Source organism: Paraburkholderia sediminicola (assembly GCF_046026675.1).
GTDB lineage: Bacteria > Pseudomonadota > Gammaproteobacteria > Burkholderiales > Burkholderiaceae > Paraburkholderia > Paraburkholderia sediminicola_F.
This window is the reverse complement of sequence record NZ_JAQQEY010000001.1, coordinates 2,982,046-3,001,613: the sequence shown is the minus strand read 5'-3', so window position 1 is coordinate 3,001,613 and position 19,568 is coordinate 2,982,046. Positions and strand designations below refer to the sequence as shown.

15 protein-coding genes and 1 pseudogene are annotated in these 19,568 nt (G+C 61.5%); 12 read left to right on the top strand and 4 right to left on the bottom strand.

The annotated features are described in order from the left end of the window. Nucleotides 1-313 precede the first annotated feature (313 nt). On the bottom strand, nt 314-1,753 hold the full coding sequence (locus tag PQQ86_RS12855) for an aminotransferase-like domain-containing protein (RefSeq protein WP_408267194.1): 1,440 nt from the start codon (nt 1,751-1,753) through the stop codon (nt 314-316). 274 nt (nt 1,754-2,027) lie between these two features. Between PQQ86_RS12855 and PQQ86_RS12850 the strand changes: the two genes are divergently transcribed. From PQQ86_RS12850 to PQQ86_RS12795, 12 genes and pseudogenes are all read left to right on the top strand, one after another. After that, nucleotides 2,028-3,227, top strand: coding sequence for a pyridoxal phosphate-dependent aminotransferase (locus PQQ86_RS12850; RefSeq protein WP_408267191.1), 1,200 nt, complete (start codon nt 2,028-2,030; stop codon nt 3,225-3,227). Nucleotides 3,228-3,255: 28 nt separating this feature from the next. Continuing rightward, complete coding sequence (locus PQQ86_RS12845; protein WP_408267189.1) at nt 3,256-4,116, top strand: fumarylacetoacetate hydrolase family protein; 861 nt, start codon at nt 3,256-3,258, stop codon at nt 4,114-4,116. A 61-nt stretch (nt 4,117-4,177) separates the two neighbouring features. Beyond that, on the top strand, nt 4,178-4,894 hold the full coding sequence (locus tag PQQ86_RS12840) for a transporter substrate-binding domain-containing protein (protein ID WP_408267186.1): 717 nt from the start codon (nt 4,178-4,180) through the stop codon (nt 4,892-4,894). 144 nt (nt 4,895-5,038) lie between these two features. Next, entirely contained in the window at nt 5,039-5,947 is a 909-nt protein-coding gene (locus PQQ86_RS12835) for a LysR family transcriptional regulator (RefSeq protein ID WP_408267183.1), read from the top strand. Between the two features lie 135 nt (nt 5,948-6,082). Further along, entirely contained in the window at nt 6,083-6,886 is an 804-nt protein-coding gene (locus PQQ86_RS12830) for an aspartate dehydrogenase (protein WP_408267180.1), read from the top strand. 88 nt (nt 6,887-6,974) lie between these two features. Next, on the top strand, nt 6,975-8,456 hold the full coding sequence (locus PQQ86_RS12825; protein ID WP_408267177.1) for an aldehyde dehydrogenase family protein: 1,482 nt from the start codon (nt 6,975-6,977) through the stop codon (nt 8,454-8,456). A gap of 66 nt (nt 8,457-8,522) precedes the next feature. Continuing rightward, nucleotides 8,523-9,839, top strand: coding sequence for an MFS transporter (locus PQQ86_RS12820; RefSeq protein WP_408267174.1), 1,317 nt, complete (start codon nt 8,523-8,525; stop codon nt 9,837-9,839). A 150-nt stretch (nt 9,840-9,989) separates the two neighbouring features. Beyond that, nucleotides 9,990-10,868 carry a PhzF family phenazine biosynthesis protein gene (locus tag PQQ86_RS12815; RefSeq protein ID WP_408267171.1) on the top strand — a complete coding sequence of 293 codons (879 nt, stop codon included), beginning with the start codon at nt 9,990-9,992 and terminating at the stop codon, nt 10,866-10,868. Nucleotides 10,869-10,959: 91 nt separating this feature from the next. After that, nucleotides 10,960-12,399 carry an aldehyde dehydrogenase family protein gene (locus PQQ86_RS12810; RefSeq protein WP_408267169.1) on the top strand — a complete coding sequence of 480 codons (1,440 nt, stop codon included), beginning with the start codon at nt 10,960-10,962 and terminating at the stop codon, nt 12,397-12,399. After that, a complete protein-coding gene (locus PQQ86_RS12805) occupies nt 12,368-13,591 on the top strand; it encodes a trans-sulfuration enzyme family protein (RefSeq protein ID WP_408267166.1) in 1,224 nt (407 codons plus the stop codon). The genes PQQ86_RS12810 and PQQ86_RS12805 overlap by 32 nt, the downstream gene beginning before the upstream one ends. A gap of 845 nt (nt 13,592-14,436) precedes the next feature. Next, a pseudogene (locus tag PQQ86_RS12800) lies at nt 14,437-15,655 on the top strand (tyrosine-type recombinase/integrase). Nucleotides 15,656-15,982: 327 nt separating this feature from the next. Further along, nucleotides 15,983-16,207, top strand: coding sequence for a hypothetical protein (locus tag PQQ86_RS12795; RefSeq protein WP_408267164.1), 225 nt, complete (start codon nt 15,983-15,985; stop codon nt 16,205-16,207). Nucleotides 16,208-16,386: 179 nt separating this feature from the next. On the opposite strand, the gene PQQ86_RS12790 is transcribed toward PQQ86_RS12795, so the two are convergent. From PQQ86_RS12790 to PQQ86_RS12780, 3 genes are all read right to left on the bottom strand, one after another. After that, nucleotides 16,387-17,160 (bottom strand): 3-hydroxybutyrate dehydrogenase, encoded by a 774-nt coding sequence (locus tag PQQ86_RS12790; RefSeq protein ID WP_408267161.1) that lies wholly within the window; start codon nt 17,158-17,160, stop codon nt 16,387-16,389. A 48-nt stretch (nt 17,161-17,208) separates the two neighbouring features. After that, the gene (gene ltnD / locus PQQ86_RS12785; RefSeq protein ID WP_408267158.1) at nt 17,209-18,126 is read right to left on the bottom strand and encodes an L-threonate dehydrogenase; all 918 of its coding nucleotides are present in this window, start codon (nt 18,124-18,126) and stop codon (nt 17,209-17,211) included. A gap of 78 nt (nt 18,127-18,204) precedes the next feature. Next, nucleotides 18,205-19,551, bottom strand: a complete 1,347-nt coding sequence (locus PQQ86_RS12780; protein ID WP_408267155.1) for a four-carbon acid sugar kinase family protein — start codon at nt 19,549-19,551, stop codon at nt 18,205-18,207. Nucleotides 19,552-19,568 lie beyond the last annotated feature (17 nt).

The following is a 19,568-nucleotide window of genomic DNA, read 5'->3' as shown; positions in this document are numbered from 1 at the left end:
GTATCTGCGCGACACGATCGGGCGAGAACGCCGTCTCCACGAGGGTTCAGCCTGACGATTGACAATCGAGTGGGAGTGAGGAGGGCTTTGGATTCCTTTTAAATCAATGGGTTGCAATGCATCGAAAATAATTTTGGGCGGATTCTCTATTGGCGGGAGTCCGTCCGTAACCCATTGAAAAATATGGGCTTATTTTATTTGCCATCTACGCGCTAATGAATCCCGGCGGGCCCAATGTGACGTCATCGTTGCTGACGACGATGGCGCGGTCGTCATTCCCTCTTTGATTCACGTGTCCACGCCCCCAAGCCGCTCAGCCCTCGAGCAGCGCCTGCGCGAGCCGCCCCAGTCGGCGGACGCCGCCTTCGATGCGATGGTTCCAGGCATGCCCGGCGCTCAGCCTGAGGCAATTGCGAAAGCGTCGGCTTGCGGAGAAGACGTCACCGGGCGCGAAGCAAATGCCTTGTTCGAGCGCTTCGTCGAAGAGCGCGCGCGAGTCGAAGCGCCTCGGCAGTTCCAGCCAGAGCATGAAGCCGCCTGCTGGCCGGCTCACTTTCGTGTCGGTTGGGAAGCTTGTCTCGATCGTACGCGTCATGCGCCCGAGGTTCTCTTCGAAGATGCGCCGGACGCTGCGCAAGTGTGCATCGTATGCGCCGCTCTCCAGAAAGTCTGCGAGCGCGACCTGAGGCAGGACAGGACAGCAGAGGCTGAACGCCAGCTTGCGTTCCATCACCTGCTGCGCATAGGTACCCGCCACAATCCAGCCGACCCGATACCCGGGTGCAAGGCTTTTCGAAAACGAGCTGCAGTAGATCGTATTGGCTCCGCCGTCGAGCGCGATGAACGGCTTGGGCCGCTCGCGACCGAAGTGGATGTCGCCGTAGACGTCGTCTTCGATCAGCGGCACGGCATGCCGTGCGAGCAGCGCAAGGAGCGAGCGCTTGTCGGCTTCGGCCATCGCGCAGCCTAGCGGGTTGTTGAAATTCGACGACAGCACGCAGGCGGCCACCGGTTCCGTATCGAGCAGACGGGCGAGCGCGTCGACGTCGATGCCGCGCGTCGGGTCGGTGGGCAGCTCGAACGCCTTCAGACCCAGCACTTCGAGAGTATGGAGGAGGCCAAAGTAAGTGGGCGATTCGATCGCAATCGAATCACCGCGCTTCGCGACTGCGGTCAGCGCGAGCGTCAATGCCTCGGTGCAGCCGTTCGTGATGAGCAGGTCATCGGGCGACAGCGCGTGCCCGAAGTGTATCGCCCGCTTCGCGATTTCGCGGCGCAGGCGCGGGTCGCCTTGCGGTGCGCAATAGATGTTGTAGCGCGTGCCGTGTTGACGTGCGGCACGCGCGAGCGCGAGGTCGAGCCGCTTCGACTGCAGCAGCGCCGCGTCGGGTACGGCGCAGCCGAGCGGCACCAGCGCCGGGTTCGAGACTTGCTCGAGCAGTCCTGCAACGGCTCCGCTGATCGACACGGTCGAGGCCTTCGCGCGCGCTCGCGAGACCGAAGGCAGCGCGAGTGCGCCGCGGCGCGAGCCCGCGACGTAAAAGCCTGACTGCGGCCGCGCGACCAGGACGCCGCGATCCTCGAGCAGGCGATACGCCTGTAACACCGTGGAGATACTGATGCTGTGCTGTTCGCTGACTGCGCGCACGGATGGCAGACGCGTGCCCGCCGCGAGCGCGCCATTGTCGATCATGCCGACGATGAGCTCGGCCAGGCGCTCGTAGCGGTACGGAGTGGGCGTGTCCATGTCCATGGAAGGGCTCATAACGGTGTAATCGGTGTAATCCACGATTATCGACTCGGCGCCCCGGCTCGCCAAGAGGAATTGTGATGGTCCATTTCGAAGAAAATTGTGACTGTTATGGTCGAGCGGTGGGCGCTACGATGCATGCGTTGCGATCGCGTCTGAAGGAGCCGGGGTGCTGCGCACAGCGCTAACTGTTGTCAGGGTAGCGCTGGAACGGCTGTCTGGCTGATCGCAAAGGGATCGTCTGACAATCAATTCACAGCAAATGCAAGGCAAAAGCATGCAGGGTATTCAACGGAACGCCGACGAACGACAACAGGCCGGCCTCAGCGAATCGACTCCCCAGCCGTGGCGCGGGCGATTTCCTCGCAACGAGATCATTTCACTTCTCAATGTGAACCGGCCGTTCAACCTGGCGGAGAGCACGTCGCAGGACCTGACGCTCGGCGAACTCCTGTCTCTGCCGGGTCTCGAGGATATCCGCAATCTGAAGCTCGGCTATGGCACCTCCGCCGGTTCGGTCGCGCTTCGCGAGGCAATTGCCGAGGGCTGCAAGGTTCCAGCCGAGCAGATCATCACGACACAAGGTACCGCGCTCGGTTTGTTTCTTCTCGCTTTCGAAGTCTGCCGGTCGGGCGACGAGGCTGTCCTCGCGACGCCCTGCTTTCCGCCGAGCCGTGATTGCCTTCTCGGCGCCGGCGTTAGCGTCCGCGAGATCAAGCTGTCATTCGAGCATGGCTATCGGCTGGATCTGGACCAGATCGAGGCAAGTCTGTCGCCGAAAACGAAGCTGATCAGCATCGCTTCGCCACAGAATCCGGCCGGCATTCAGACCTCTCGTGCCGACGTCGAGAAGCTCCTCGTCTTGATGGAAAAGCGCTCTCCGGACGCGATACTTTTCATCGACGAGACCTATCGGGAAGCCACCTACGGCGACCATGCGGCGATCGAGAGTTTCGCGGGACTCGATCCACGTATCGTTACCGGCGCGTCGGTGTCGAAGGCGCTCGGCGCGCCGGGCTTGCGCACGGGCTGGCTCACGGTGGCGGACGCGGATCTGCGGGAGCGTCTGGCCGTCGCCAAAATGAACACCGTGATCTCGGGATCGGTTCTTGACGAGACCCTCGCCACAGCGCTTCTGCGCAACAGAGAAGGCGTGCTCGCACCGCGACGCCGCTTGCTCGCCGCTGCGCTGCAGGAACTGGCGCTTTGGTGCGAGAGCGAGCACGAGCGCATCGAGTGGGTGCGTCCTGACGCCGGCGCGTTATGCTGCCTGCGTCTGCGCGCCGACGCATTCGACGACGTGGCTGTCGTGCGTTTCTGGGACCTGCTGCCGGGTCATGATTTGCAGTTGGCATCCGGCTCATGGTTTGGCGAAAGCAGCCGTGTATTCCGGTTGGGCTTTGGCTACCTGCCGCCTGCGCGTCTCGGACCCGCACTGTCCGCACTTTCAACGGTCATGGATGCCGCTCCGGCATGACGTGTCGGCATAGCAGGGAAACATCACGATGAAACTTGTCCGATTTGGTCCGCCTGGCGACGAGCGGCCAGGCATTCTCGACGCCTCCGGAACGGTGCGCGACGCCAGCACCCTGGTCCGCGATTGGTCAGGGAGCGCGTTGGAAGCAAACGTTCTGAGCGAAATATCGCGGGCTGATCTTTCGCGGCTACCGGAAGCGCCTCCAGCCTCCCGGCTGGGTAGTCCAATCGCAGCGCCCGGCAAAATCGTATGCGTGGGACTGAACTACGCGGATCACGCTGAGGAAACCGGCTTCGAACTGCCGCAGGAACCGCTCGTGTTCTTCAAGTCTCCGACTGCGTTGAGTGGGCCATTTGACCCAATCGTCATTCCAGCGACTGCCAATGCGGTCGACTGGGAAGTCGAACTCGCAGTGGTAATGGGCGGCGTGGCGCGCAACGTTCGCCCCGAGGAGGCCGCGTCGCTCATCGCTGGCGCCACAGTCGCCAACGACGTCACCGACCGGCACTGGCAGTTCGAGCGCGGAGGGCAGTGGAGCAAGGCGAAAAGCGCGGACACTTTCGCTCCGCTCGGGCCCTGGCTGGTCACGCTGGATGAGCTTCCCGCGTCGCTCGATCTCAGGATCTGGTTGCAAAAAAACGATGTGCCCCGGCAGGAAAGCCGTACCAGCAGAATGGTATTTTCCGTCAAGCAGATCATTGCCCATCTAAGTGAATTCATGACCTTGTTGCCCGGCGATCTCCTCCTGACTGGGACGCCTCAAGGCGTTGCGTACAACAAAGCACAGCCAGACTATCTGAAGGAAGGCGACACCATTGTTTGCGGAATCGAGGGGCTCGGTTCGCAGCGCTGCGCGGTTCAGACTGCCGTGTCATCGATGCACAAATGAATCGCCACGCCCGACGGCGTGGCGAGCGGAATCTTAACTGCTGGACATGTGGAGAACAGCTATGAAAGTAAGAATCGCATATCTCGAGGAACCGCCCTTCTACTGGACGGGTGAAGATCATTCGGTGACGGGTGCCGACATCGAGCTGGCCGAAGTGGTGCTTCGGGCGATCGGTGTGACCTCCATCGAACATCAGTTGACCTCGTTCGAAGAACTTCTGCCTGGCGTGCAGGAAGGCCGGTGGGACATGAACGTACCCATTTTCGTGACCGCTGAGCGCGCCGAGCGCGTTGCGTTCAGCGTGCCGGTCTGGGCGCTGGGCGACGGATTCCTGCTTCGCCAGGGCAATCCGAAAGCGCTGACGAGCTATGCGGCCGTCGCGGCGCGCAACGACGCGCGGCTTGGAATCGTCGCCGGAACGGTTCAGCTGGACTCTGCAAAGTCGGCCGGCGTGAACGATAGCCAGATCGTGGCGTTCAAGGGCCAAACCGAAGCGATCGACGCGCTGCTCGCGGGAGAGATCGACGCCTACGCGAGCACGGCGGTAGGCAGCCGTGTCCTTGCCAGTGCCAATCAGGAACTGGAAGTGGTGGCGCACGAAACGAGCAAGGATGGCAGGGCACCTGTCGGCGCGTTCTCGTTCAGCAAGAGCAATCCTGACCTTCTGCAGGCGGTGAATGAGCAACTTCGCAAGTACCTCGGTTCGGCCGATCACCGTGCCCGCATGGCGAAGTACGGGCTTACACAGACAGAGCTCGACAGCGTCAGCACAACGTGAGCGCAGCCTGAGCGGAATGATGCATCCTGCCGCGCGTCGGTGGACGCTCGTGCAACCCCTGGTCGCCATACGTCCGGCACAGAATTCGTCTGCGCCGACGACACCACACGCTGGCCCTGCGATCCGCCGCACGGACATGACGTCATGATCCAGCCCCAGTCACTCAGGTATTTCGCCGAAGTCGCGCGCACGGGTTCGTTAAGACATGCTTCGGAGACGTTCTTTGTCGCACCCAGCGCGATCAGCAAACAGATCAGCAACCTGGAAAAGGAGCTCGGCGCGGCGTTGTTCGACCGCTCACCGCGCGGTGCGACGCTAACCGCAGCCGGCCAGCTATTGCTCGACTACGTGAACGCCAACACGCGCCACGTCGAGCAGTTGCACGCCGCAATGGACGACCTGAGCTCATTACGCCACGGTGTGGTCCGGATCGCGCTGGTCGAAGCTGCCGTCCATAGCTTCATGCCCGACCTTATAACGGGGTTCTCGCGTGACCACCCGGGTATTGCTGTGCACCTCGAGGTCTGCGGAACTGCACAGATTGTCGACGCGCTTGTCGATCATCGCGCTGAGATTGGCATGGCCTTCAATGTCCTCAATCGCGACGACATCAATCTTCATGGCCGCTCAATCCAGCCGTTGCAGATGATATGCCGGCCGGCGCATCCACTCGCCGGCCGGAAAACAGTGTCCATGTCCGAACTGGGTAACGTGAGGGTTGCGTTGCCGGCGCGGACATTCGGCATTCGCTATCTGATCGAAAAAGCCGCCGAACGGGCGAACATCGCGCTTCAGGTTGCGATTGAAGCGAACTCACTGCAGGTTATCAAGAACCTCGTCAGGCAATCGGATCTTGTCAGCTTCATGCCGCCGCTCACCCTCGAGCAGGAGACGGCTCACGGATGGTTACGGGCAGTACCGCTGGACGAGCGCGACTCCGGATCGGCGACCATCGACGTGATCAGCTTTCGCGGGCGACAACTGTCGGTCGCGGCACAGCGTTTTCTCGATCTTCTGATCTGGCGTCTCAGGGCAGGCCGCCAGTCTCCCTGACCAACCACCCCCAGTGTTCTGTTTTTGTGACGATAGACGTCACTTCGAGCACCTTCCCCGGGAAATTTGTATCCCATCTAATGCATTCATCACGTGGGGCCGAGCCCGGGCGCCACGAACCGAGTGAGGGATAGGATGAATGTTGGATTGATAGGATGCGGCGCCATCGGGAGCCTGCTATATGACTTGCTGAGTCAGTACGTACCTGCCGTCCGTGTCATGGCTGTCTATGAGCGGGACACACATCGCGAGGGCGCGCGCAGGGCGCTCGATGCCGGCGCCCGGGTTGTCGATAACGTTGACGACTTCCTTGATAGCGATCTCGATCTCGTCGTCGAATGCGCAGGTCACGAAGCTTTGCGTAACCTGGGGCCGTCCGTCCTCGCGGCCGGGCACGACATGCTCGTTGCCTCGGTCGGTGCGTTGGCAGATCCCACACTCGAGACGCTATTGATCGATAGCGCGACCGCTGCAGGGGCACGTCTGCGCATTCCCTCCGGGGCGCTGGGCGGGCTCGATGCGCTGGGCGCTGCAAAGTTCGCCGGACTGCGCGAGGTGCGCTATGAATCGCACAAGGCGCCGGGCGCCTGGCGGGGCACGCCTGCCGAAGCGCGGGTTGCGCTCGACGACATCGAAACGCCGACCGCCATCTATGAAGGTACAGCGCGAGATGCGGCACGCCTCTTTCCGCAGAACGCCAACGTGGCCGCTGCGGTAGCGCTGGCCGGCGTCGGCTTCGATCGGACCAGGGTGGTCCTGTACGTCGATCCGCTTGCAACCGGCAACACGCACCGGATCAAGGCGGAAGGCGATTTTGGCCACATCGACATTGCGGTCACCGGCAAGACCCTGCCGAGCAACCCCAAAACCTCGATGCTGGCGCCGTGCAGTCTCGTGCGTGCGATCGCAGATCTCAACCAGACCCTGGTCGTCGCATAGCCGGCGAGAACACATCTCGTCGGAGCACCACGCGGATTCGCAGTGAGCGGCCAAAAATAAGAACACCGATTATAGATAAGGATGCCAAATGAAATATGAAATTGAGACGCAAACCCAACCCACCGACGCTGTGCGCAGTCCCTATGACGGAGCTGTGGTCGGCCATATGCCGATTGCTGATGCTGACGCTGTCGAGCGATCAATCGAGCGTGCACAAGCCGCGTTCGAGATCATGCGCCAACTGCCTCGATTTGCACGCGCGGATATTCTGCAACGCGCGGCGGACCTGATCGAATCACGGCGCGACGAGTTCGTGCGCACGATTGCGGCGGAGTCCGGCAAGCCTTTATACGATGCGCGAGGGGAGGTTTCGCGTGGCATCTTCAACTTGCGTAACGCGGCTGCCGAAGCGCGGCGCAGTCATGGTGAAGAAGTGCCGCTCGATGTCGACGCGGGCGTTTTCGAATACCAGACCACCGACGCCAGTGGCAGCGCTACGGAATTGTCCCGTCTCGATCTCGACAAACTGGCCGACATGCGCCGTCGTGTGGGTATTGCAAGGCGCTTTCCGATTGGCCTCATCCTGGCGATCTCGCCGTTCAATTTTCCGCTCAATCTTGTCCTGCACAAAGTCGCGCCGGCGATTGCTGTAGGCAATGCCGTCGTGCTGAAGCCGGCACCGCAAACGCCCCTTACCAGCCTTCTGCTGCAGGAGGTTATGCGCGATGCGGGCCTGCCCGACGGCGCGCTGGAGGTGTGTCACTGCAGTATTCCCCTTGCGGAGTCGATGGTCCGGGACGACCGCTTCGCAATGGTGACCTTCACGGGCAGTGCCAAGGTCGGCTGGCATATCAAATCGATTGCAGGCCACAAGAAAGTCGCGCTGGAGCTCGGCGGCAACGGCACGGTGATCGTGGCGGAAGACGCGGATCTGGACCTCGCGGCGGCGCGTTGTGTTCGCGGTGGCGTGGTGTTCGGGGGGCAGTATTGCATTGGCGTACAGCGCATTCTCGTGCACGAGAACGTACGGGCCCAGTTCGAGGCCAGGTTGCTCGACAAGGTACGCGCGTGCAAGGTCGGCGATCCGATGGAAGAGGGCATCGACGTGGGTCCGGTGATCGACGAGAAATCCGCGGTCCGCATTCAGGGCTGGATAGACACGGCGTTGACCGGCGGCGCGCGTCTGCTGGCCGGCGGCCCGCGCGTCGGCGCAGTCGTGCAGCCGACCGTACTGGCGGACACCCGGCCAGGCATGCTGGTCGAAGACGAGGAAATCTTCGGCCCCGTGCTCACGCTCAACAGCTATCGCGTATTCGATGAAGCCGTCGAGCGTGCCAACGACTCGCGCTACGGCTTGCAGGGCGGCCTGTTCACGCGAGACCTGCAGCGCGCGTTCCGGGCACTGGAGAAATGGGATGTCGGCGGACTGATGATCAATGACGTGCCGATCTATCGCATCGACAACATGCCTTTCGGCGGCTGGAAGGAATCCGGCACCGGCCGCGAGGGCACACGGTACGCGATGGACGAGATGTCGGAAATCAAGCTGCTTGTCATCAATTACTCGTGAAGCCAGGTCGCGCGTTTCGCTGAAGGCTGCGAGACGCGTCTTCCATGTCCTCTTCCAGGATCCAACATGTCGACGTCTCCCCTGAACATCCCCTCCTGTGACCTTGAAGATGATGCCCCGACCGGGCGCAGTCTCTATCGCAAGCTCACATGGCGGCTCGCCCCATTCCTGGGTCTATGCTTCTTTGCCGCATTTCTGGATCGCGTGAATGTAGGCATTGCCAAGCTGCAGATGCTCGATTCGCTCGGATTTAGCGAAACGGTGTACGGGCTCGGTGCCGGACTGTTTTTCGTCGGCTACATCCTGTTTGAAGTGCCCAGCAACCTGATACTCGAGAAAGTCGGTGCCCGCTTCTGGATCGCGCGCATCATGGTCACATGGGGCGTGCTTTCAGGGCTGACGATGTTCGTGAAGACGCCGGGGCAGTTCTACGTCGTGCGTTTCCTGCTGGGGGTGGCGGAAGCCGGGTTCCTGCCCGGCGCACTGCTTTACCTCACCTACTGGTTTCCCGACGCGCGGCGCGGCCGGATCGTCGCACTCTTCATGGTGGGCTTGCCGTTGTCGAGTCTGATCGGCGCGCCGCTTTCAGGCTGGATCCTGTCGCTCTTTGACGGCGTGCATGGCTTGCGAGGGTGGCAGTGGTTGTTTGCGCTGGAAGCGCTGCCTTCTGTGCTGCTTGGTGTACTCGTCTATATCTTCCTGCCGAAAACGCATCAGGGTGCGCATTTTCTCACCGCTGGCGAACTCGCGAGACTAAAGCGGGACATTGGAATCGACCGGGAGGAGAAAAAGGAGCATCGGCTGGTTCAGGCGTTTGCCAATCCGAAAGTATGGGTGGTGGGTTATCTCGACCTCTGCGTACTGCTCTGCTTCTATTCGATCAGTTTCTGGATGCCCACGATGCTGCGCGATGCCGGCGCGAGGAGTGCGATCGAGATCGGTGCGCTGATGGCGATCCCCAATGGGTTGGCGGTGGTCATGGTGCTGCTGACCGGGATCAGTTCCGACCGGTTCAGGGAGCGTCGCTGGCATGTTGCCGTGCCCTTGCTGTGCTCATCGTTTGGCCTGATCGCAAGCGCTTTCTTCCCGGGTAGCGTGCCCGCCATCGTCATCCTTCTCTCGATGGCAAACGCCGGGGCCGCGGCGGCGATGCCGGTGATCTGGGCGCTTCCGTCAACGTTTCTTCGCGGCACGGCTGCTGCGGCTGGTATTGCATTCGCGTGCTCGATTGCCAACCTCGGAGGTTTCGCGAGTACCTATTTCCTTGGCTGGCTGAAAGATCGGACACATAGCGTGGGCGCGGGTGTGATCACGTTTGGCATCTGCCTGCTGCTGGGTTGTGTGCTGGCGCTGGCGATGCCGAAGCGGATCGTCAACCGGTGAGTGCGTGCCATTCCCGCCGGGCGAAATTGTGATGGTCGAATGGGCGAAAGATTGTGACTGTTACGGTCGCGTTGCACGCGCTACGATGCATGTGTTGCACTTGCATCTAAAGAATGCCCAAGATGTCCACCGAAGTCAGGCGAGGCGAACATGAAACGATCTTACAAAGTGGTTGACGTCTTCACCGCGAGGCCGCTTCTCGGCAATCCGGTGGCCGTAGTATTGGACGCGGAGGGCCTGACTACTGACGCGATGCAAGCTGTCGCGCGCTGGACCAACCTTTCGGAAACGACATTTGTTCTTCCGCCCACGACAACCGGCGCCGACTATCGTTTGAGGATCTTCACGCCGCGCAGTGAGCTTCCCTTCGCAGGACATCCGACGCTGGGTAGTGCTCACGCTGTTGTGGAAGCGGGGCGCGTTACGCCGGGCGAAAGCGGTCGATTGATTCAACAATGCGGCATTGGCCTCGTTGAATTGACGCTCGAGGAGCGCGGCGCAGACCGCCAGCTCACATTCAACCTGCCGCCTGCGAAGTTGGAGCCGCTGCATGCGGCCGAAGTGGCGGAGCTGGAGCGGATCCTCGGCTGCAAAGTGGACCTCAAGACTGCGCCAGGTATCGTGAATGTCGGCCCCATCTGGATTGTGGCGCATCTGAACGATGCGGCTTCCGTGCTCGATCTCCAGCCGGATTTCGCGAGGCTGGCGGAACTCGAGCATCGCCTCGGCGTTACGGGCCTGACCGTATTCGGCACTCGCGAGCATGGAGACGATGCCGCAATCGAAGTGCGTACCTTCGCGCCATCCTGTGGGGTGGAGGAGGATCCTGTCTGCGGAAGCGGCAACGGCAGCGTGGCAGCCTTCCAGTGGCAGCGCGGTCTGTTGCCGCCCGGCGGAGCAGATTACGTGGCTGCTCAGGGACGGTGCGTCGGTCGAGATGGACGGGTCAAGGTAAGCGTGGATGCGGACGGAAATGTGCGTGTGGGCGGTTCCTGCGTCACCTCCGTGGAGGGCTCGCTTACGCTCTAGACAGGGACCGGACGCAAGACGCGCTGAAACGGGTTGCGCGTTGGTTTCCGACATTTTCCGCATTCGCAAGAAAGGACGCAGGCGCTTCGAAATGAATTCCGCATTCCTCATTGACTCATCGCCCGGCTTTATCTCGGTCACCAATCCCTTCGATGGCGTCGAAGTCGGCACTGTCGTGAACATTCCGCCGGAAGGCGCAGAGGTACTGATCCAGACCGCGAAGGAGGGCGCGCGCGTTTGCCGTAACCTGTCCCGTCACGAACGCTCTCGCGTGCTCGATACCTGCGCATCGCTCGTGGAGCGCGATAGCGACGCGTTTGCCAGTCTCATCGTCGCGGAAGCGGGTAAGACGATCAGGCAGGCCCGAAAGGAGGTGCTGCGGTGTGTGAACACGCTGAAGCTATCTGCCGATGAGGCGCGTCGAAACGCAGGCGAGGTCGTGCCGTTCGACGCGTATGGTGGATCGGAAAACCGCCAGGGATGGTTCACGCGGGAACCTCTCGGCATTATCGTTGCCATCACGCCGTACAACGATCCACTCAACCTGGTTGCGCATAAACTCGGCCCGGCGATTGCCGGCGGCAATGCCGTCGTTCTAAAGCCGTCCGAACTCACGCCGCTATCGGCGATCAAGCTCGTCGGATATCTGGTGGCGGCTGGCATGCCACAGAACGTCGTGTCGGTCGCGACGGGTGGCGCAGCGCTCGGCGAAGCACTCGTCTCATCCCGGGACGTCAGAATGGTTTCGTTTACCGGTGGATTCGCAACCGGGGAGAAAATAGCCAGTTCCGCAGGCCTCAAAAAGCTTGCGATGGATCTGGGCGGTAATGCGCCCGTCATCGTTCTGAACGACTGCGACCTCGAGGACGCTGCTACGTCGTGCGTGTCTGGAGCGTTCTGGGCCGCCGGCCAGAACTGTATTGGCACGCAACGCATTCTGGTTCAGTCGTCCATCTATGACGCGTTCAGGACGCGTTTCGTTGCCGGCACCAAAGTGCTCAAGACGGGCAATCCCGCGTTGCCTGACACGGACGTCGGGCCGATGATCACCGCTCAGTCAGCGGCGCACACGAAACGCGTGGTGGATGCCGCGCTCAGTCAGGGAGCCACACTGCTGTGCGGCAATACTCAGGACGGCTCGCTTTACGCGCCAACGGTACTTGAGGACGTCAGCTTCGAATGCGAATTGTGGAAGCAGGAAATATTCAGCCCGGTTGTCGTTCTTCAGCGGATTGAGACACTGGATGAGGCACTCTCGCTCGCCAACAGCTCCGAATACAGTCTGCATGCCGGCATCTTCACAAATGATCTACATGCCGCGCTCAAGGCAGCCGACAGGCTGGAGGCTGGCGGCGTCATGATCAACGACTCGTCGGACTACCGATTCGACGCCATGCCGTTCGGGGGATTCAAGTACGGAAGCCTCGGCCGCGAAGGTGTCAGATTTGCGTACGAGGAAATGACTCAACCGAAGGTCGTGTGCATCAGGAAGGCGGTATATGGCAGCCATGAACAGTCAGCAACGGCCTGATAAGGACGAACCGGCAAGCCTCTCCTTCGCAAGTCAGGTAGTGCACGCCGGGAACGTCATTGACGCCACGACGGGCGCAATCCGTACGCCGATCGTGATGGCGAATTCGTACCAGTTGCCCGATGACCCGTCTGCACTCGACTGGTCGGATTCTCAAACGCTCTTCTATACCCGCAATTCTGGCCACAATCAGCTTTGCCTCGAGCGCAAGCTTGCCGCGATGGAGCGCGGTGAGGATGCAGTCGTTTTCAGCACGGGTGTTGCTGCGTTGCATGCGATCTTCTTCACGTTCCTGAAGAGTGGCGATCATGTCGTGGTCAGCGACGTCACATATGAGGCTGTCTGGCGTCTTTTCAGTGATCTGCTCCCGCAACGGTACGGTATCGAAGCCACGTTTGTGGACATCAGCGATCTCGCTGCGGTACGCGACGCCGTACGCCCGAACACGAAGCTGATCCACGCCGAGACGATTGCCAATCCGACCACAAAGGTGGCGGATGTCCGGGCGCTTGCAAAGATCGCACACGATGCCGGCGCCATGCTATCGATCGACGCAACGTTCACGCCCCCACCGATGTTTCGCGGCCTTGAACATGACGCGGATTTCGTGGTTCATGCACTGACGAAGTACATCAACGGGCATGGCGATGCGATGGGCGGAGCCGTGATCGGGTGCGCGGAACTGATTCGTCGTCTGAAGGCCGATGCGCTTGTCGATGTGGGCGGTTCAATCTCGCCTTTCAATGCGTGGCTGATCATGCGGGGCTCAGTGACCTTGCCACTGCGTCTGGCTCAGCACGTGTCTACCGCGCAGAGGGTCGCCGAATTCCTCGACAAGGATCCACGTGTTGCCTTCGTGGCGTTTCCAGGACTGCCTTCCCATCCTCAACATGCGCTTGCATTGCGCCAGTTTGGTGGCATGGGATATGGCGCTGTCATGGCTTTTGCCGTCAAAGGTGAACCGGAGATACAGAATCGCTTCGTGGCTAACCTGTGTCTCATTACCTCCGCGGTATCGCTTGGCCACGACGAGTCTCTGATCGTGCACGTCGGCAAGGCGGGGCGGGGCGGATCGGAGCGCTATCCGGACGTGTTCCGGGAATATGGTCATCTGCGTCTGTCGATCGGCCTCGAAGACCCAGCCGATCTGATCGCAGATATCAAGGCGGCGCTCGACGAGACGTTCGCCTGATTGGCAACGCGCTGAGTAAGCGGCACAACGCCCGTCATCGGAGGTCGTCACTATGGTTGACCCACGGCGGTTGCATCGCGCGTTGCATGCTTTCCGGTCGGAGGCGCGGCCGAAGTTAAGATGGCTTCCACAACATCTGCCAGGATCTCGTTGGAAAGTGCCTGACGGTATCGATGACGGTATCCCCGCAGAAATCGTCCTCAGATGCCCAGTGCTCTTGATCTTTCAACGAAAGCGCAGGTTGATTCACCGATGCAGTCTGTCCAAAGCTGCTAACTGCCGACTGGATTTTTCGGTATCGCTGACGGTATCGTCGCTGCCTGACCGGGCGGAAACGCCGTATCAGCAAGGGCTCAGCCCCCGATTGACCATCGAGTGGGATTCGGGATAGCCCCCACAGCGACCTGATCGGAAGCACCACGCCCGCCTTTTTCTGATCTGTTGTGGCTATTGATCTTGCAGTATGGGTAGGCCGTGTTCAGGCAGAGCGGGAGTCAAACCTGGCGGCGCCTTGCGGGCAACTGTTGGAGTCGGCTGCCTGGAGCACAATCGAACATGCCAGGAGTGTGGGGGTAGTTTTGGGGGTATGTTGCGAACGGAATCTAGCCAGAATGCTGTGAGACAAATGATGTCAGACGGTATTGGATTCCGGTCCCCGCACCAGGAAGTATTCCACCCGGTTCCGCGAAAATCCGTAGACCCTCGATGCAGCAATGCTTCGAGGGTTTTTTGTTTCCCAGAACACTTGCAAAGTTCCGTTGACATCCGGGGGGCATGTGGGGGCATCTTAGGGGGATTGTTGGTAAGTTGGACACCCTTGCAAAAAATGCCCCCAGGAGGTCGTCATGCCCCTGACTGACATTGCCGTGCGTAGCGCCGCCCCTCGCAAGAGGGCCTATCGCCTGACTGACGGTGGCGGGATGTATCTGGAGATTGCGCCGTCGGGAGGGAAATATTGGCGCCTCAAATACCGATTCGGTGGTAGAGAAAGACGCTTGGCGTTGGGTGTCTACCCCGACGTATCGTTCGCGGCAGCGCGCAGGAAACGAAGTGCGACGCGTGAACAACTGGCGGCCAGGATTGACCCGAGCGACGTAAAAAAGGCTGATAAGCGGGCCGCAAGGCTCAACACCAACAATTCATTCGAGGCGGTCGCCCGTGATTGGTTGGAGGAGCGCAAGTCGGTCGTGCGGATCGGTCAGCACGAAAAGACACTCGCCCGTCTGCAAAACGACGTATTCCCCTGGCTGGGCAAGCGTCCTATCACCGAGGTCGACGCCCCCGAGATTCTGGTGGTGCTCAAGCGGATCGATAGTACGGGTGCACGATATTCAGCACACCGGGGTACGCAGTGAAATCAGCCGCGTTTTCCGGTATGCGATCAAGGAAGGCAAGGCAAAGAGCGATCCGGCAAAGGACCTGATCGGGGCGATTCCGCCTCCAATAGAAAAGCACGTTGCCGCGCTTACCGAACCCGCCAAGGTGGCGGAAATGCTCAGGGCCTTCGATGGCTTCTCGGGGACGTTTCCCGTGCTCTGTGCGCTCAAGCTTGCGCCGATGCTATTCGTGCGGCCTGGCGAACTTCGTCGGGCCGAGTGGGCGCAATTCGATCTGGATAAGGGGGAGTGGCGCTATCTGGTGACAAAGACGCGGACTCAGCATCTGGTGCCGCTTGCAACCCAGGCAGTGGCTTTCCTGCGGGAGTTGCAAGCATTGAGCGGCAAGGGGCGTTTTGTTTTTCCCGGTGCTCGTTCGACGTTGCGTCCAATGAGCGAAGCGGCGATCTATGCCGCACTCAGACGATTGGCTTATGACACCCGTACGGAAATTACCGGCCACGGTTTTCGCGCTATGGCCCGTACCATCCTGCACGAGGAACTGGAGCAGAAACCAGAGGTGATCGAGCACCAACTCGCACATGCAGTCCCGGATAACCTTGGCTCGGCGTATAACCGGACTAAGTTCATCAGGGAGCGCCGAGTGATGATGCAGTTGTGGGCGGACTATACGGACAAGCTGAAGGCGGGGGCACAGATCATTCGGATTAGTGGCGCGGCAGGCTGACCCCGGATTCGCGTGAGTTTGCGCGACCGTGCATGGGGTGCAGGTGGTCGGAGGTTCAAATCCTCCCGCCCCGACCAAAAAAACAAGGACTCACGGTGAAAGCCGTAAGTTCTTTTTCATGGTTTGCCCGCACGGTTACCGCTCACACAGCGGACGGCTCTCGTGGGAAACAGAGCGGAGGTTTCCGAGGGGAGGGGGCACGCATTCGGCGCACGGGAACCGGTCATGCCGGCAATGCGCGGCCATTCGTGACCGCTTTGGGGTGGACACTTCTACATTTTCAATTGCTGCCAAGACAGGCTTTTTGAGGTCTCGCAGAACTTCCCGATGGACCTTCGGAAAATGGCGGATGCCGTGGACGACTCAATCCGCCAGTACAGTCAACCGGTGTTCGTGGAGGCCCAAGGCGCGATGACTCAAGATGGGCTTCTGCGGCCGATCAACTTGTATTGCAAGATCGACGGGGTGTTTTTTGTCGGGCTGATGCAACTCGAACGTCAATACAACGTCATCAATCAAACTCGGAATACCTGCGTTAAGGTGCCGACGTAGGTTGCCTGAAAAATAGGAAAAGGCCATGAAACGCGGGCCAATTCAACGCGAGTGACACGAGATATCGATAGACGTCGGCGGAACTCAGTAAGATGTGATGGCAGTGCGGATTGGTAGCGCATCACAAGATGACATAGATCGCCGATCGCACGGACAACGCGGACTGTCGATCGCATCCGTCACTGCGCCGTCCACCCCCCATCGACCTGCCACGCCACGCCGCGCACGTTGTCCCCGCCGGGCGAGCACATGAACACCGCAAGCGCGCCCAACTGCTCCGGCGTCGTGAACTGCAGCGACGGCTGCTTCGCGGCCAGAAACGCACGGGTGGCGTCATCGTGCGACATGCCTCGTTCGGCGCCGAACGCCGCGATCTGCCGCTCGACCATCGACGTCAGCACCATCCCCGGACAGATCGCATTGCAGGTCACGCCGCTCATTACGTTCTCCAATGCGACGGCCTTGGTCAGTCCGATGATTGCGTGTTTGGCGGCCACATAGGCCGATTTGTTCGGCGATGCGACGAGTGAATGCGTCGAACCTATATTGATGACGCGGCCCCAGTTCGCCGCCTTCATCGCCGGCAGCGCGAGACGGGTCGTGTGAAATGCGCTCGACAGGTTCACTGCGATCATCGCGTCCCAGCGATCCTCCGGGAAATCCTCGGTCGCGGCGATGTACTGCATGCCTGCATTGTTGATGACGATGTCGATCCGGCCGAAGCGTTCCGCGGCGGCGCGCATCATGTTCGCGATCTGCAACGGGCTGGCCATATCGGCGCGGAAGTAGGCGACCTGCGTGCCGTGCGCCGCAACCTGCGCGGTGCCCTCGCGCGCGTCGTCCGCGCGGCCGTTTAGCGCAATGTTGGCGCCGGCCCTGGCCAGCGCAATCGCGGTGCCGAGGCCAATGCCGCCAGTGGAACCGGTGATAAGCGCTGTCTTTCCTTCAAGCATGGGTGGTCCCGCTAGTGTCATTGAGCCGTTGAATGAAGCCAGGATGCGTTAGCGATCGCCGTCTGTCTGTTTGCATCGCGGTAGTTCGATACCCGGGAAAATCTTGATGACGGCGCTGTCGTCTTCGCGCGCAAAACCGGCCGCACTCGCCTGCATGAACATCTGGTGCGCGGTGCTCGACAGCGGCAGCGGAAACTTGCTCGAGCGCGCCAGATCGAGCGCAAGTCCAAGATCCTTGACGAAGATGTCCACCGCGGACAGTGGCGTATAGTCGCCGGCCAGTACATGCGCGATCCGGTTCTCGAACATCCAGCTGTTTCCGGCGCTGTGCGTGATGACCTCGTACAGCGCATGCGGGTCGACGCCTTCGCGCAGGCCGAGCGCGATCGCTTCGGCGGCGACCGCGCCGTGCACGCCGGCCAGCAATTGGTTGATGAGCTTCACCTTGCTGCCAGCGCCGGCTTCGTGGCCAAGGCGGTACACCTTGGCGGCGATCGCGTCGAGCACCACTTCGCACCGCTCATACGCAGCCGGGACGCCGGACGTCATCATCGTCAGCTCGCCGTTCGCCGCGCGGGCGGGGCCGCCGGAGATCGGCGCGTCCAGATACAGCACGCCGAGTTCGGCGATGCGCGCGGCGAATTCGATTGAGCGGTTGGGCGGCACTGTGCTGCACATTACGAAGACGCTGCCGGGCTTCATTGCCGCGGCGCAGCCAGTCGGGCCGAACAGCACCTGCTCGGTCTGCGCCGCATCGACCACCACGCTGATCACCACGTCGCACCGTGCGGCCAGCTCGGCCGGATTTGCGCAACCGGTCGCGCCGTCGACGGTAAAGCTTTCCACAGCGGCCGCGCGCGTGTCGCATACGTGAGTCGCGAAGCCGGCGCGCAGCAGCGAGCGCGCGACGCCCGAGCCCATCGCGCCGAGGCCGATGACGCCCGTGACGGGGTGCAATGTATTCATTCGAATGCCTTTCGATGCCGATGGTATGAAGGAATAGAAAAGGTGGGGCGCCAGGCAGATGCGCGCGACGGTGTCCGCTCACACCCAGCCGTCACCTTCGAGCGCGCGGCCTAAGTAATCTTCGGTGCCGTTCTGCCCGGCCTTGAGCAGTACCTGCATGCCATCGAACGGGCTGCCCTGCGCGTGGACCCGCATGAAGGCTTCGTTGGTCGCGGTGTTGACCGCGTCGATCGTCAATGCCTCGACGCCGAGTCGGCGCATCGTCTGGCTCGACGTATCGCCGCCAGCGAGTACGACGCGCGACAGGCGCCGGCTCGCTACGACACGCCGCAATACAGCGCCATACACGCCGCCGATCACCGCCGACGATTCGGTGGCCATGCTGTCGAACACGCTGCGGCCCGCGGCGATCGACGCATCGTCGGGACCGGCGGCCGCATAGACGATGATGCTGCGCCGCGCGGCGAGTGCGTCGAGAATCTCGGCGACGAGTTGTTCGACGACCTGCGTTTCGTCCTGTGTGCCGAATTTTTCGACTGGCAGGCGCAGCGTGCGCCACCCGTGCGCCTGCGCATACGCGATCTGCGACGCCGTGCGCGGTGAGCAACTTCCCGATAGCACGACGAGGCTTTCCACCGGCTTTTGCGGCGCGTGGCTCACCGTGCCGGTCTCGCCGAGTTCGGCGAGATGACTGCCGAGGCCCGCGGCGAAACCGTGCGCTGACAGCGTGAACAGCGGCTGTTGCCGCGACGCCCGCCACGCCGCGCGCGCGACGGTTACAAGGTCGCGCCGCTCGATCGCGTCGAATACGGTCGCGGCCGCATCGGAGCTCGCCAGCAGATCGTCGAGCGCACCGTCGCTCGCCGCACGCAGCGACGGCAGATCGCACAGCGCGATCGGCAGCGCCGTCTGCGCGGCCAGATGCCTGCGCAGATCCGCCTCGTGCATCGGCGTGGCCGGATGGTTCGCCATGCTCGGGTGGCGGTCGAGCCGGAACACGCTGTCCTGATAGACGGAAAAGTGATTGCCGAATACCGTGTAGCGGCCGAAGTCCGGATGGGCTGGGACGATCGGTATCGTGCGCGTGCCGAACAGCGTGCGCGCCAGTTCGAGTACGGTGCCGAAGTTGCCGCGCACAGGCGACGAATCGAACGTCGCGCAGATCTTGTACTGGATCAGGCGCGCGCCCATCGTGCGGAATAGTTCGAATGCGGGCCGCACTTCTTGCTCCATCGCCGCCGGCGCGAGCGAGCGGCTCACGCCAGCGATGCCGATCACGTCCGCCTTACCACGGTAAGCGGTGAGTTGCGCGGCGCTCGGCGTATCGACGAACAGCACGCCGCGCAGTCCGTGGCAATGAAACTCAAGCAGGTTCGCGGCGGCGCCCGTGAAGTCGTCGCCGTAGAAACAGATGGGCTCTCGCATCGGGCGTGTCTCGCGGT

Excerpts from the sequence above, each read along its gene's own strand:
- PQQ86_RS12855 (WP_408267194.1), bottom strand. The coding sequence starts at position 1,753 with ATGGACATGGACACGCCCACTCCGTACCGCTACGAGCGCCTGGCCGAG.
- PQQ86_RS12850 (WP_408267191.1), top strand. The coding sequence starts at position 2,028 with ATGCAGGGTATTCAACGGAACGCCGACGAACGACAACAGGCCGGCCTC.
- PQQ86_RS12845 (WP_408267189.1), top strand. The coding sequence starts at position 3,256 with ATGAAACTTGTCCGATTTGGTCCGCCTGGCGACGAGCGGCCAGGCATT.
- PQQ86_RS12840 (WP_408267186.1), top strand. The coding sequence starts at position 4,178 with ATGAAAGTAAGAATCGCATATCTCGAGGAACCGCCCTTCTACTGGACG.
- PQQ86_RS12835 (WP_408267183.1), top strand. The coding sequence starts at position 5,039 with ATGATCCAGCCCCAGTCACTCAGGTATTTCGCCGAAGTCGCGCGCACG.
- PQQ86_RS12830 (WP_408267180.1), top strand. The coding sequence starts at position 6,083 with ATGAATGTTGGATTGATAGGATGCGGCGCCATCGGGAGCCTGCTATAT.
- PQQ86_RS12825 (WP_408267177.1), top strand. The coding sequence starts at position 6,975 with ATGAAATATGAAATTGAGACGCAAACCCAACCCACCGACGCTGTGCGC.
- PQQ86_RS12820 (WP_408267174.1), top strand. The coding sequence starts at position 8,523 with ATGTCGACGTCTCCCCTGAACATCCCCTCCTGTGACCTTGAAGATGAT.
- PQQ86_RS12815 (WP_408267171.1), top strand. The coding sequence starts at position 9,990 with ATGAAACGATCTTACAAAGTGGTTGACGTCTTCACCGCGAGGCCGCTT.
- PQQ86_RS12810 (WP_408267169.1), top strand. The coding sequence starts at position 10,960 with ATGAATTCCGCATTCCTCATTGACTCATCGCCCGGCTTTATCTCGGTC.
- PQQ86_RS12805 (WP_408267166.1), top strand. The coding sequence starts at position 12,368 with ATGGCAGCCATGAACAGTCAGCAACGGCCTGATAAGGACGAACCGGCA.
- PQQ86_RS12795 (WP_408267164.1), top strand. The coding sequence starts at position 15,983 with ATGGACCTTCGGAAAATGGCGGATGCCGTGGACGACTCAATCCGCCAG.
- PQQ86_RS12790 (WP_408267161.1), bottom strand. The coding sequence starts at position 17,160 with ATGCTTGAAGGAAAGACAGCGCTTATCACCGGTTCCACTGGCGGCATT.
- ltnD (WP_408267158.1), bottom strand. The coding sequence starts at position 18,126 with ATGAATACATTGCACCCCGTCACGGGCGTCATCGGCCTCGGCGCGATG.
- PQQ86_RS12780 (WP_408267155.1), bottom strand. The coding sequence starts at position 19,551 with ATGCGAGAGCCCATCTGTTTCTACGGCGACGACTTCACGGGCGCCGCC.